This window comes from Sporosarcina sp. NCCP-2331, assembly GCF_023707945.1.
GTDB lineage: Bacteria > Bacillota > Bacilli > Bacillales_A > Planococcaceae > Sporosarcina > Sporosarcina cascadiensis.
Window position 1 is genome coordinate 22,797 of the sequence record NZ_BRCD01000012.1, and the last position, 13,531, is coordinate 36,327.

Genomic DNA, 13,531 nt, shown 5'->3' on the forward strand with positions numbered 1-13,531 from the left:
AATTTGCTATGCTTTTTGGAGGAATAAAAAATGACGTTAGAATATTTTATGTCTATGCTGATCCCGATGCTGCAAGGTGCCAAAGCGACTGTATTGCTGTTTGTACTCGCAATTGTGCTGTCAGTACCAATCGGTTTTATGCTGACACTTGCCGTAAGAAGTAGTATTAAACCAATCTCGTATTTGGCGCAGACCTATATATATATCATGCGTGGGACTCCCTTGTTATTGCAGCTATTGTTCTTTGTTTTTGGTTTGCCACTTCTGCCGGTAATTGGAGAGTTCCTGGTTTTGGACCGATTCGTTGCTGCAACACTGGCATTTATCCTGAATTATGCAGCCTACTTCGCTGAAATTTTCCGCGGCGGGCTGATCTCGATTGATAAAGGACAATATGAAGCTTCGCAAGTACTGGGGCTGTCAAAATGGCAGACAACCGTCCGAGTCGTTCTGCCCCAGATGTTTCGTGTGACGCTGCCGCCTATTGCGAATGAATCGGTGTCGTTAGTCAAGGACACAGCATTGCTGTATGCAGTCGCGGTGCCTGAATTACTGCATTATGCACAGACAGTGGTCAATCGGGATTTCACGATCATTCCATTTTTTATCGCGGCCGGTATTTATCTGCTGATTGCCTTTGGATTGACAATTATATTTAAATATCTGGAGAGAAAGCTGCAATACGATTGAGGAGAGAAAAGGTATGTCTTTCATTGAAGTAAACAACTTACAGAAGTCATTCGGCCCGTTAGAAGTATTGAAGGGCTTAACTTTTGCAGTAGAAAAAAATGATGTGCTCGCGATTATCGGGCCATCTGGATCGGGCAAGAGCACGATGCTGCGAAGCTTGATTCAGCTGGAAGAAGTGAACGGCGGAAGTATTACTGTTGACGGTGATAATCTGGTAAGTGATGGTGTCTATGCAAAGCCTGCGGACAGCAAAAAAATCATTGCGAGGATGGGGATGGTGTTTCAGCAATTCAATCTATTCCCTCATCTGACAGTGAAGCAGAATTTGGAATTGGCGCCGAAACTGGTGAAAAAAGAGCAGGCGAAAGCTTACAGTGACAGGAGTATAGAACTGCTGGAAAAAGTAGGGCTTGCAGATAAACGTGACGAACTGCCGTCGAGGCTTTCAGGCGGTCAAAAACAGCGCGTGGCAATAGCTAGGGCACTCATGATGAATCCTGATATTTTATTATTTGACGAGCCGACGTCGGCTCTGGATCCGCAGCTGACTAAAGAAGTACTGTCTGTCATGAAAAAACTTGCTGAAGAGCATATGACGATGATTGTCGTCACGCACGAAATGGAGTTTGCGAGCAGCGTTGCGAACCGAGTAATCTTTATGGATGAAGGAAAGATTGTAGAAGAAGGGACGCCTCGTGACATTTTTCAGACACCGAAGCAGCAGCGCACGAAGCAATTTTTGAACTACGAATTATAGGAAATAAAGAGGAACGAAAGCCAAGCACAGAAAGTATGTGCTTGGCTGATTTCTTTTAAAAAGACATTTGCATGCCGAATTATCGGAATTTATAAATAATTGTTCGTAAAATGTCTCTTGACTTATGAGAATTTACTTAAAATATTGAATAATGCATTGACGTATAGGTAACTAGAGTGTACGATAACGTATAATTATTGCCTTTTCTGAATAAAACGACAGGGCAGTAGAGAGAAAAGTATAGGGGGATTTTGAATGAAGAAGCGTTGGATGACTTACGCAGCTGCACTATTCAGTATCGTGCTTGTATTGGCTGCATGCGGAGGGAATAAGGAGTCATCAGGTTCATCGTCAGACGATAAAAATGATGATAAAGAAAGCGAAGGAAAAAAATACACGATTGGTGTTACACAAATTGTCGAACATCCATCTTTAGATTCTGCGTTTGAAGGGTTCCAAAAAGCAATTGAAGATGCAGGATTGGATGTAGAGTACGATAAGCAGAACGCGCAGAATGATCAAAGCTCGAACTCTACAATTGCAAACAACCTGGCTGGAGCTGGTGTGGATTTGATTTTTGCTAACTCTACGCCAAGTGCACAGGCAGCAGCAAGTGCGACACAGGATATTCCTATTATTTTTACTTCTGTAACAGATGCAGTAGCTGCAGAATTGGTTGCTTCCAATGAAGAGCCGGGCGGCAACGTAACGGGAACTATCGATAACCATCCGGAAGCGATTTCGAATACTATGAAGTTTTTGAAAGAAGAGCTTAGTGCGAAAAAAGTAGGCATGATCTTCAACTCTGGAGAGCAAAACTCTCGCCTGCAGGTAGACCAAGTAAAAGAAATTTTAAAAGATATGGATATGGAAGTAGTGGAAGCATCAGTTGCCACTTCTGCTGATGTAAAACAAGCAGCTGAGTCATTGATTGGTTCAGTAGATTCACTTTATATCATTACAGACAATACGGTAGTATCTGCTCTTGAATCTGTAGTTTCTGTAGCGAATGATAACAAACTTCCAATGATGGTCGGCGAGTTCGATTCAGTTGAACGCGGCGGACTGGGTGCTTATGGTTTTGAATACTATGACATCGGCTACGAAGCCGGGGAAATGGCAGCGAAGATCCTTAAAGGTGAAGCGACTCCTGATTCACTCCCAGTACAAGTTCCTCAAAACTTAAAGTTAGTGTTGAATGAAAAAACTGCAGAAATGATTGGTCTGGAAATTCAGAAAGACTGGAATGCAGAAACGACAGAATAATTTAGGAGATGATCTTGCATGTTTTCAGCTGTATTTGGCTCAGTTGAGCAGGGTATCATCTATGCGATCATGGCGCTCGGAGTGTATCTTACATTCCGGGTGCTTGATTTTCCAGATTTAACGGTAGACGGAAGCTTCGTAACGGGTGCTGCTGTAGCGGCTACGATGATCGTATTTGATTATCATCCCCTTGTTGCGACACTGACTGCTATCGTGGTCGGGTTTTTTGCTGGATGTATCACAGGTTTGTTACATACAAAAGGAAAAATCAACCCACTTTTATCCGGAATCCTCATGATGATAGCCCTCTACTCGATAAACCTTCGGATAATGGGATTGACGACTGAAAGCTCAGTCGGCCGTCCAAATATTCCGCTTTTAAATTCGGAAACAATATTCAGCAAGTTCCAGGGATTCTGGAGTAACCTGGGTATTGACGGGGCCATCAATGGTTTCCTGTCGGGACTGGGTCTCGAACATTTACCTTCTACATGGGGTACATTGTTCTTAATGATCGTCGTCGTGATTCTGATTAAGGTCATTGCAGATTGGTTTTTGCAGACAGAAGTCGGTCTGGCAATCCGTGCAACAGGCGACAATAAAAAGATGATCCGCAGTTTTTCTGCAAATACTGACACGCTTGTTATTTTAGGTCTGGGAATCTCGAATGCACTGGTTGCGTTCGCAGGATCTCTGATTGCACAGTATGGAAAGTTTGCCGATAACGGAATGGGAATCGGAATGATTATCATCGGTCTGGCATCTGTTATTATCGGTGAAGCTATTTTCGGAACGAAGACGATTTTCCGCACGACATTGGCGGTAGTTGTCGGAGCGGTCATTTATCGTATCGTCCTAGGGCTTTCATTGCGTGTGAAGATTTTGGATTCCGGTGATATGAAATTAATCACAGCTGTAATTGTTATTGCGGCGCTGATTATTCCTCAAATTCTTGAAAAAAGACGGGAAAAAGCCCGCAAAGCAAAACGGCAGGCAGAACGAATGGAAATGAAAGCAATACAAGGGGGTCACAGCATTGTTGAAACTCGACCAAATCAATAAGATTTTTAATGAGGCGACCCCTGACGAAAAAGTCGCGCTGGATCAGATCAATCTTCATTTGAAGCCGGGTGATTTTGTAACGGTCATCGGCAGTAACGGAGCCGGAAAATCCACGATGATGAATATGATTTCCGGAGCGTTGACGCCTGATTTCGGCAGTATTTTAATTGATGGAAAAGAAGTAACCAGATTAGCTGAATTTAAGCGCTCCAAGATGATCGGGCGGGTTTTCCAGGATCCAATGGCAGGTACCGCGCCGACTATGACGATCGAAGAGAATCTGGCGATGGCATACTCACGCAATAAGCGGCGTTCGCTTCATCGCGGGGTCGATAAGAAACGCAAAGATCTATTCCGTACGTCTCTCGAAACTCTCCATTTGAATTTGGAAGATCGAATGACAGCGAAAGTGGGATTGCTGTCAGGCGGTGAACGTCAGGCATTGTCTCTGCTGATGGCGACATTTACACAGCCGTCAATTTTATTGCTGGATGAGCACACCGCTGCTCTTGATCCCTCAAGGGCAGAGCTCATTACGGATCTGACGAAGCGTTTAGTCGAGCAGGATCAACTGACGACGCTGATGGTGACACATAATATGCAGCAGGCCCTGGACCTTGGAAACCGTCTGATTATGATGGACAAGGGACAGATCATCCTGGAAGTTGAAGAAAAAGAAAAGCAGCACTTAACGATTGCAAAACTGATGGATGAGTTCCAGCGAATTCGCGGTGAGCAGCTGACCAGCGATGCGGCATTGCTCTCTGTATAGAAAAAAGCGGCCCCTGTTCCGAAATGGATCAGGAGCCGCTTTACTATTTACAGGTGAATAGACATTATGCAAGCTGAGCAAGTGTCTTTTTAATTTCGTATACCCAATTAAACGGATCCTCTTCTTTGCCGGTCTGGATATGAGTCAGCGTATCATAAAGCTTTTTGGAAAGTTCGCCGGTTTCACCATTTCCAATTACCATTTTATAGCCGTCCCAGTTGAGTTCGCCGACTGGAGAGATGACTGCGGCTGTACCGGTGCCGAATACTTCTTCCAGTTCGCCGGTTTCATAGGCAGTACGAATTTCATCCATCGAAATTTGACGCTCAGCTACAGGGATATCCCAATGCCGAAGCATTTGAAGGATGGATTTTCTGGTGATACCTTCTAAAATACTGCCGTTAATTGCTGGTGTTACGACTTCCCCGTTTATTTTGAAGAAGATATTCATACTACCGACTTCTTCTACATATTTACGTTCCACACCGTCCAGCCACAGCACTTGTGAATAGCCCTGCTGATCGGCCACCTGCTGAGCCTTTAAAGCGGAGGCGTAGTTGCCGGCGGTCTTCGCACTGCCTGTTCCGCCCTTTGCTGCACGGACAAATTCATTTTCGACTAAAATCTTTACCGGATGAATTCCTTCTTTATAATAAGAGCCGACCGGCGACAGGATCATATAAAACTGATACTTTTTAGCAGGCGCTACGCCGAGGAAAGCTTCCGTTGCAATTACAAATGGCCGAATATATAATGAAGTCCCATCAAGAGTAGGAATCCATTCTTTATCAATCTGAAGAAGTTGATTGAGTGCGTACATGGCGTTCTCTTCATCGATTCTCGGCATGCATAGACGGTCGAGTGAGTAATTTAGACGTTTCATGTTTTCTTCCGGACGGAATAAACGAATTGTTCCATCTTCCGATTTATAGGCTTTCATTCCTTCAAATACGGTTTGACCGTAATGCAGGACAATAGCAGCCGGATCGAGAGTTAAAGGAGCGTAGGGAATGACGCGGTGACTGTGCCAGCCTTTGCCTTCTTCGTAGTCAATGACAAGCATATGATCCGTGAATGTTTTACCGAAAACCAGAGTGGATGGATCAGGCTTTTCTTTTTTACTTTGCGTAAGCTGTATTTGTATAGGTAATCTCGTCATAATCATCAGTTCTCCTCAGATGTAGAATATTCCGAAAATATAATTTCGAATAGACTTATTATACTGCTTTTTTAAAAAAAATAAAGTGAAAAATTTGTCGATTTCGAAACTTATACAAAAAGGAGTGGAAATAAGTGAAAAAAGTTATCATAATCGGTGCAGGAATTGTCGGAATTTCTGCTGCCTATCATCTTGCTGGGCGAGATGCTGAAGTGGTTGTCATCGACAGAGAAGAGGCCGGACAGGCAACGAAAGCCGCTGCTGGCATCATTTGTCCTTGGGCTTCTCAGAGACGTAATAAAGCATGGTACGCGCTCGCTTCTGCGGGAGCTGCCTATTACCCAGAATTGATCCGTTCATTAGAAGAAGCAGGAGAGAAGGATACAGGTTACATTCAAGCAGGGGCATTGGCAATACATACAGATATTGAAAAACTTAAGAAAAAGTTTTCACTAGTAGAGGAACGGAAAAAAACTGCTCCGGAGATCGGTGAGGTTGAATTGCTCAGCGCAGAGCAAATGAAAGCCCGTTTTCCATTACTGTCAGAAAGTTATCAGGCTGTCTGGATTTCAGGCGCCGCAAAAGTGGACGGCGAGGCATTGCGGAATGCGCTCGAAAGTGCAGCGGTACGGCAAGGTGTTAAGCTAGTCAAGGGGTCTGCACACCCCTTCGTACAGAATGGGCGGGTTGCAGGAGTTATAGTAGACGGCGAGTTAATTGAAGGGGATAAATTCATTGTAGCAGCAGGCGCCTGGGCGAATGAATTTACAGAGCCTCTGGGAAAAAAACTTCAAATTTCAGGACAGAAAGCGCAAATCCTTCATTTGCAGGCAGATGAAGCAGAAACAGAGAAATGGCCTGTCATCATGCCGCCGGCAACACAATATGTGGTGCCATTTCAAAATGGCAGATTTGTTGCAGGGGCAACACATGAGGAAACGCATAATTTCGATATTCAGCCGACAGCCGGCGGCATGCTGGAAATATTGAATCAGGTAATCCCGATGGTCCCCGGTTTATGTAATTCCGAAATTAAGGAAGTCCGGGTAGGCATACGACCGCATACACCAAACTTCATGCCGGTCATCGGCGCACTGCCGGACTTTGGAAACATTTTCGCGGCAAACGGATTAGGATCTTCAGGTTTAACAGTCGGTCCTCTGGCCGGAAAAATATTAGCACAATTAGTACTTGGAGAGGATACGGGATGGGACTTAGAAAGTTACACGCTCTCCCAGATAATCGACGATGAGCATTGAATTAATAGTATATAATGATTATTATGAAGATAGAGTAATCGAACGGTAAAGGGGAAGAGTCAGATGAGGAGATATGTTTCATATTCGGAAGAAGTCAAAGAAGCGATGAAATACGGCAAGCCGATTGTCGCATTGGAATCGACAATTATTACATACGGCATGCCCTATCCTGAAAATGTTAAAGCGGCGCGTGAAGTACAGCAGATAGTCCGGGATAACGGCGCAGTCCCTGCAACAATTGCGATTATGGACGGCAAAATTAAAATTGGTCTGACAGATGAAGAGTTGGAACGTTTTGGAGACAGCAAAGGTGTCGTTAAAGCGTCCAGACGAGATATCAGCTATCTGATCGCAACAAAAAAACCAGGGGCTACAACTGTTGCAGCATCGATGTTTTTTGCAGACTTGGCGCGGATCCGTGTATTCACGACAGGAGCAATCGGCGGTGTACATCGCGGAGTGGAGCAAACAATGGACATATCAGCAGATTTGGACGAATTTTCACGGACAAGCGTGGCGGTAGTCTGCTCAGGAGCAAAATCTATTTTGGATCTGGGCAAAACACTTGAGTATCTGGAGACCAAAGGGGTGCCGGTCATGGGCTATCAGACAGATATTTTCCCTGCTTTCTATACAAGAGGCAGTTCCCATCGTGTAGACTATCAAGTAGACGACGTGGAATTAATAGCAGAGATGCTGCGGGTGAAATGGAACTTAGGCCTTGAAGGGAGCGCGATCATAGCCAACCCTATTCCTGAACAATATGCAATGGATCAGGAGTATATGGAGCAATTGGTATCAGATGCCTTGGAGGAAGCCGAAGAGCTCGGAATCAGCGGTAAAGAATTGACACCTCATATGCTGAAAAAAGTTCAGGAACTGACCGGCGGCAAGAGTCTGGAAGCAAATATCGCATTAGTGAAATCGAATGCAGAACTGGCGGCGAAATTGGCTGTCAGTTTTAATGGAAGTTAATTGATTGAATAGACAGGTTGTGTAGATTTGAAGATTGTTTCTTGGAATGTTAACGGAATACGGGCTTGTGTGAAAAAGGGCTTCCATGACTTTTTTGAACAGTCACAGGCAGATATCTTCTGCGTGCAGGAAATCAAATGTCAGGAAGGGCAGATTGAACTTCCTTTTGAAGGATATGAACAATATTGGAATTATGCAGAGAAAAAAGGGTATTCGGGCACTGCTGTCTTCACAAAGCAACGTCCAGTTTCTGTGCAGTACGGCCTGAATGGCAAGGATCATGAAGTGGAAGGCCGGGTGCTGACACTTGAATTTGAGGAGTTTTACTTAGTAAACTGCTATACGCCCAATTCACAGAGAGACTTGGCGCGATTGCATTTCCGGCTGGAGTGGGAAGATGAAATGCTGGCTCATCTTACTGCTCTGGATCAGCTGAAGCCAGTCATTTACTGTGGCGATTTGAATGTAGCTCATGAAGAGATTGACATATTCAATGTGAAATCCAATCATGGCAATTCAGGGTTTACGATGGAGGAACGGAGCAGAATGTCGCGACTGCATGAGGCTGGCTTTATTGACAGTTTCCGTTACCTTCATCCGGATGTAACAGGGGCTTATACGTGGTGGTCCTATATGCGGGATGTCAGAGCGCGTAATATCGGCTGGCGGATTGATTATGTACTGCTTTCGAAGCGTCTCCAGCCCACTCTCCAAAGAAGCGAAATTCATGCAGAAGTCCTTGGCAGTGACCATTGTCCGATCTCAGCTGAATTGATTTTTGAATGATCAAAAAAGAGCAAGTGCCGAGGCACCTGCTCTTTTTCTCATGAGGTTTGCGTGTCTTCCGAAATGACCCGATCTTTTCCTGCATATATCCCTGATAGGAAGATGAGGAATGCGATCAGCATGAATACATAAAGTGGTAGAGTCCAAGAACCTGTCCAGTCGTGCAGGTAGCCGAACAGCACCGGCCCGACTGCTGCCAGCAAGTAGCCGATAGACTGTGCCATGCCGGAAAGTGATGCAGCCTGTTCTGGTGTGGCTGTTCGAAGTGTGAAGAACATCATCGACAGGCCGAATGCAGAACCGCCGCCGAGACCGATGAAGATCATCCATAATGCTGTTAAGCTTTCGCTGCCGAACTGTACGCCGCCGTATCCGAGCAAATAACAGACTAGTATGGCAGCAACCAGTACTCTTTGATTTCTCATCTTATCCGCGATGACTGGTATGATAAACAGCATAGGCAACTGCGCAAACTGAACTAAGGAAAGCATCCAGCCCGCTGCCTCGTCCGAAAATCCTGTCGATTGCAGAACGACAGGAATCCATGAGGAAGTTGTATAGAATAAAAATGATTGCAGACCCATGAAAAAGGTGACACTCCAAGCGATCGGTGATTTCCAGAGTGGAGTCTTCACTTGGACTTTCACGTTTTTTGCTATTTCCTTTTCGACGTCACGTTTCTTCCGAATTTGAGGAATCCAGACGATGATCGCTAAAAATGTAATGACTCCCCAAATTCCTAGTGCTCCTTGCCAGCCATATGAGGTATGATTAGCAATTGGTGCTGCAATACCTGAGGCAAGAGTAGCTGAAAGATTCATTGAAACCGAATATAAGCCTGTCATCAGTCCGATATGTAAAGGAAAACTTAGTTTTAATAAACTCGGCAGCAGAACGTTTGCGAATGCGATTCCTACGCCGATCAAAAAAGTACCGATTAACAGCAGGCTGCTCGATCCTTCTGACCTCATTAATATGCCGGCCATTAATATCAAAAGGGCATAGAACAGGGTAGGCGCGAGACCATATCTCTTCGAAAGCCGCGGAGCAAAAGGTGATACAATGGCAAATGCGAGCAGGGGAATGGTTGTCAGAAACCCTGCTAATGAATTGGATATTTGCAATTGATCACGTATGGACCCAATAATAGGACCCACCGAAGTAAGCGGAGATCGAATAGTTGATGCAATGAATAAAATTCCGGCTAGCAGTATCCATTGACTTTTGGGAAAATGTAAATGCTTGTTCGGACGTTCTGGTTGTGATTTCAAGATTGTGAAGCCTCCTATATTCCGTGAAGATTGTTCTGAGAAGTAGGCAGCTGCAAATGCAGAAAGGAGAATCCTTTATGGGATACTTACTCATAGTCTTTGTAAATGTTATCACACCGATGCTGATTTTATTAGCAATTGGTGTTATTTTGCAAATAAAATTTACTTTTAACGTCAAAGCACTGGGGAATATACTGACGTATTGTTTAATACCCGCTGCCGTTTTCATGAACTTATATCATACTGTCATTAATATAGAAGTCTTGCTGGATGTATTGTTTTTTGTCATTTTATTCAGTTCTTTGCTGATTGTGACCGGTCATGTCTTCAGTAAAATGCTTCGTCTGAACCGCCAGCAGTCAGCTGTAATGAAGAATAGTATCGTTTTGATTAATTCAGGAAATTATGGACTGCCCGTCAGTCAGTTGGTATTTCATTCGAGTCCTCTCGGCGTGTCAATTCAGATTATTATCATTGTCTATCAAAATCTGCTCACTTACTCATATGGACTGTTTAATCTGGTCTCCTCCACGCAGTCGGGGATTTCTATAGTCAAACAATTTATCAAGATGCCCATCATACATGCCCTGTGGATCGGCGCGCTGCTCAATCTGGCGGATATCCGGCTGCCTAATTTTATCGAATTGCCGGTCAGTCATTTATCAGATGCTTTTATCGCGATTGCCTTGATAACGTTAGGAGCTCAACTAGCGCAAATTAAAGTGAAAACTTTGTGGAACCGGCTGATTTTCCTCAGTGCATTTGGCCGTCTCATTCTTTCGCCTGCCATTGCCCTGCTGCTCATTCTGCTTTTAAAAATTGATGGAGTAACCGCTCAGTCATTATGGATTGCCAGTTGTTTCCCTACATCGCGAAACAGTTCCACATTGGCATTGGAATATGATGTCGAGGCAGAACTCGCAGCACAGATTGTTCTGTTTACTACTATAGCCAGCAGTTTTACTGTAGGAATCGTAATCTATCTGTCATCTATTATATTTGTCTAGAACTCTGAAAATAAAGCTGCAACAAAATTGTCAATTTGTATGAAGAATTTACATATTGAAAATTTGTCGAATCGTGCTATACTGTTAGCATTCAGTTAAATAGGACTCATATAATCGCGGGAATATGGCTCGCAAGTTTCTACCGGTCCGCCGTAAACGGACCGCCTATGAGGGAGTATGAAAAGCAGCTTTTCTTGCCGTCGGGCGGGAAAATGCTTTTTCATCTTTACAAGCGCAGATGCCGCTCTCTCATAGTTTATATGGGGATTGGCATGTGCGCTTTTTATATTTGTGTAAATTCGAAGGGAGCACAATATTGTGGAGTTGCTAAAAGACAAGATTCGTCAAGAAGGTAAAGTATTATCAGAAGAGGTATTGAAAGTCGATTCATTCTTGAACCATCAGATCGATCCGGCATTGATGTATGAAATCGGCAAGGAATTCGTTTCACGGTTCAGCGATCACAACATCACGAAAATCGTCACGATTGAATCTTCGGGTATTGCTCCTGCAGCGATGGCTGGACTTATTTTAGGAGTGCCTGTTGTCTTTGCGAGAAAGCGCAAGTCTCTAACATTGACGGATCAACTGTACACGGCAAAGGTCTATTCATTCACAAAGAAAGAATCAAATGATATTTCTGTTGCCAAAGATTTTATTACAAATGAAGATACCGTATTGCTGATCGATGATTTCCTGGCGAATGGGCAGGCGGCACTCGGATTAATAGATATTGCACAGCAGTCAGGCGCGACAATTGCAGGCGTGGGAATCGTTATCGAAAAGTCGTTCCAGACAGGTGCAAAGCTTATACGTCAAGCAGGCGTTCGTGTGGAATCACTGGCTGAAGTTCAGTCACTGCAAAATGGCAGAGTTCAATTCGTCGGGGAGGAAACTGTCTGATGAAAACTACTTTACTTGGTTTTCAACATTTACTGGCCATGTATGCCGGTGCAGTACTGGTCCCGCTGATTGTAGGAAATGCGATCGGATTGACACCGACACAGCTGACGTATCTGGTTTCTATTGATATTTTAATGTGCGGGATTGCCACACTCTTTCAAATTTCCCGCAATAAAGTTTTCGGCATCGGTCTTCCTGTCGTCCTGGGTTGTACATTTACCGCTGTCGGACCAATGATTTTAATCGGGAATGAATATGGTATTTCGGCTATTTACGGTTCGGTTATTGCTTCTGGGGCAATTATATTTGTGATCAGCGGCTTCTTCGGAAGACTTGTACGTTTCTTCCCGCCGATCGTTACGGGATCAGTCGTAACAATCATCGGGATTACATTGATACCCGTGGCGATTAATAATATGGGTGGCGGTCAGGGGGCTGCGGATTTCGGTTCCATGACGAATATAGGCCTTTCATTTGGGACATTGCTGTTCATCGTGCTGCTATATAAGTTTTCTTCAGGATTCCTGCAATCGATATCGATTTTGCTTGGTTTAGTAGTCGGTACTGTTGCGGCTGTTTTCCTGGGGATAGTCGATTTTTCAAATGCTCAGGAAGCTTCTTATGTGCATATGGTAGCACCGTTTTATTTAGCAACTCCAACGTTCCATGTACTTCCTATTGTGATAATGGTGCTTGTTGGAATGGTTTCATTGGTCGAGTCAACTGGTGTTTATTTCGCGCTTGGAGATATTTGTGATGAGGAAATCGATCAGGAGAAACTGAAAAAGGGATACCGTGCGGAAGGACTGGCTTCTGTGATCGGCGGGATTTTCAATGCGTTTCCTTACACGACATTTTCTCAGAATGTCGGACTCATGCAAATCTCAGGTGTGAAATCACGGCGTGTCATTCTTGTGACTGCGATCATGTTGATTTCTCTGGGCCTCCTTCCGAAAGTGGCTGCACTTGCCATCATTATTCCTAACGCTGTACTTGGCGGAGCGATGGTTGCGATGTTCGGTATGGTTATAGCGCAGGGAATTAAAATGCTGAGTCCTGTAATTTCAAAAAATCAGGACAATGCAATGATTGTGGCCTGTTCAGTAGGCATCGGCCTTGGTGTTCAAGTTGTTCCTGAGTTATTTGCAGGATTGCCAGATAGCGTACAGATTTTGACAAGCAACGGTATCGTACTCGGCAGTCTCACAGCGATTTTCTTGAATATCATTTTTAATATGATTCCTTCTAAAAAGAAACCGACCGAACAGCAAACTGCAGAAATGAAAAGTCAGACGGCAGTTCGGAATGACGGATCTTCTTCTGTTCTGGTCAGTGCGTCAGCTCAAAGTAAGTAATAGATGCAGTAAAATAGCTGTCTTGGAAGTGGAAATCACTTTCAGGGCAGTTTTTTTAGTTCGGCAAAGGGTTTCCCCGATAAAGTGCCGCGCCAAAAAAGTATCTAACCGCGCCAAAAGACTTAGGAACCGAACCAAAAATGCCGACAGCCGCACGTTTATTTCCCTTCAACGCGCCAAACGGATTGCTGACCGAACCAAAAGGAATGAAAGCCGCGCCAAACCGGTCTTTTGAATAGTTAAGTGGTAGAATAATGTATAAAAGTTAT

General features: G+C 44.2%; 13 protein-coding genes and 1 riboswitch. Of the genes, 11 read left to right on the plus strand and 2 right to left on the minus strand.

The genetic code is table 11. The features are described from left to right. Positions 1 to 30 precede the first annotated feature (30 nt). From NCCP2331_RS08700 to NCCP2331_RS08720, 5 genes are all read left to right on the plus strand, one after another. On the plus strand, positions 31 to 690 hold the full coding sequence (locus NCCP2331_RS08700; protein WP_251670048.1) for an amino acid ABC transporter permease: 660 nt from the start codon (positions 31 to 33) through the stop codon (positions 688 to 690). A 13-nt stretch (positions 691 to 703) separates the two neighbouring features. Further along, positions 704 to 1,447, plus strand: a complete 744-nt coding sequence (locus NCCP2331_RS08705; RefSeq protein ID WP_251670050.1) for an amino acid ABC transporter ATP-binding protein — start codon at positions 704 to 706, stop codon at positions 1,445 to 1,447. 255 nt (positions 1,448 to 1,702) lie between these two features. Continuing rightward, positions 1,703 to 2,713 (plus strand): ABC transporter substrate binding protein, encoded by a 1,011-nt coding sequence (locus NCCP2331_RS08710; RefSeq protein WP_153720330.1) that lies wholly within the window; start codon positions 1,703 to 1,705, stop codon positions 2,711 to 2,713. Positions 2,714 to 2,731: 18 nt separating this feature from the next. Beyond that, complete coding sequence (locus NCCP2331_RS08715; protein WP_251670052.1) at positions 2,732 to 3,775, plus strand: ABC transporter permease; 1,044 nt, start codon at positions 2,732 to 2,734, stop codon at positions 3,773 to 3,775. Further along, positions 3,750 to 4,547 carry an ABC transporter ATP-binding protein gene (locus NCCP2331_RS08720; protein WP_153720328.1) on the plus strand — a complete coding sequence of 266 codons (798 nt, stop codon included), beginning with the start codon at positions 3,750 to 3,752 and terminating at the stop codon, positions 4,545 to 4,547. Before NCCP2331_RS08715 ends, NCCP2331_RS08720 begins: the two co-directional genes overlap by 26 nt. Before the next feature lie 64 nt (positions 4,548 to 4,611). Here the strand turns inward: NCCP2331_RS08720 and NCCP2331_RS08725 are convergent, their stop codons facing one another. Continuing rightward, positions 4,612 to 5,706 (minus strand): branched-chain amino acid aminotransferase, encoded by a 1,095-nt coding sequence (locus NCCP2331_RS08725; protein WP_153720327.1) that lies wholly within the window; start codon positions 5,704 to 5,706, stop codon positions 4,612 to 4,614. 134 nt (positions 5,707 to 5,840) lie between these two features. Here NCCP2331_RS08725 and NCCP2331_RS08730 point away from each other — a divergent pair, with 134 nt between their 5' ends. The 3 genes from NCCP2331_RS08730 (at position 5,841) to NCCP2331_RS08740 (ending at position 8,726) form a co-directional block, all read left to right on the plus strand. Beyond that, positions 5,841 to 6,965, plus strand: coding sequence for an NAD(P)/FAD-dependent oxidoreductase (locus tag NCCP2331_RS08730; RefSeq protein ID WP_153720326.1), 1,125 nt, complete (start codon positions 5,841 to 5,843; stop codon positions 6,963 to 6,965). A 63-nt stretch (positions 6,966 to 7,028) separates the two neighbouring features. Next, the gene (locus NCCP2331_RS08735) at positions 7,029 to 7,940 is read left to right on the plus strand and encodes a pseudouridine-5'-phosphate glycosidase (protein ID WP_153720325.1); all 912 of its coding nucleotides are present in this window, start codon (positions 7,029 to 7,031) and stop codon (positions 7,938 to 7,940) included. A 27-nt stretch (positions 7,941 to 7,967) separates the two neighbouring features. Further along, positions 7,968 to 8,726: an exodeoxyribonuclease III gene (locus NCCP2331_RS08740; protein ID WP_153720324.1), complete on the plus strand. Its 759-nt coding sequence runs from the start codon at positions 7,968 to 7,970 to the stop codon at positions 8,724 to 8,726. Between the two features lie 38 nt (positions 8,727 to 8,764). Here NCCP2331_RS08740 and NCCP2331_RS08745 read toward each other — a convergent pair whose 3' ends face one another. Next, positions 8,765 to 9,997, minus strand: a complete 1,233-nt coding sequence (locus NCCP2331_RS08745; protein WP_228550966.1) for a CynX/NimT family MFS transporter — start codon at positions 9,995 to 9,997, stop codon at positions 8,765 to 8,767. A 77-nt stretch (positions 9,998 to 10,074) separates the two neighbouring features. Between NCCP2331_RS08745 and NCCP2331_RS08750 the strand changes: the two genes are divergently transcribed. The 3 genes from NCCP2331_RS08750 to NCCP2331_RS08760 all read left to right on the plus strand — a co-directional run bounded on the left by NCCP2331_RS08750 (position 10,075) and on the right by NCCP2331_RS08760 (position 13,262). Further along, positions 10,075 to 11,004 (plus strand): AEC family transporter, encoded by a 930-nt coding sequence (locus NCCP2331_RS08750; RefSeq protein WP_251670054.1) that lies wholly within the window; start codon positions 10,075 to 10,077, stop codon positions 11,002 to 11,004. Positions 11,005 to 11,090: 86 nt separating this feature from the next. Continuing rightward, positions 11,091 to 11,192, plus strand: a riboswitch (purine riboswitch). 130 nt (positions 11,193 to 11,322) lie between these two features. After that, positions 11,323 to 11,907 (plus strand): xanthine phosphoribosyltransferase, encoded by a 585-nt coding sequence (locus NCCP2331_RS08755; RefSeq protein WP_251670056.1) that lies wholly within the window; start codon positions 11,323 to 11,325, stop codon positions 11,905 to 11,907. Continuing rightward, complete coding sequence (locus tag NCCP2331_RS08760) at positions 11,907 to 13,262, plus strand: nucleobase:cation symporter-2 family protein (protein WP_251670058.1); 1,356 nt, start codon at positions 11,907 to 11,909, stop codon at positions 13,260 to 13,262. The genes NCCP2331_RS08755 and NCCP2331_RS08760 overlap by 1 nt, the downstream gene beginning before the upstream one ends. Positions 13,263 to 13,531 lie beyond the last annotated feature (269 nt).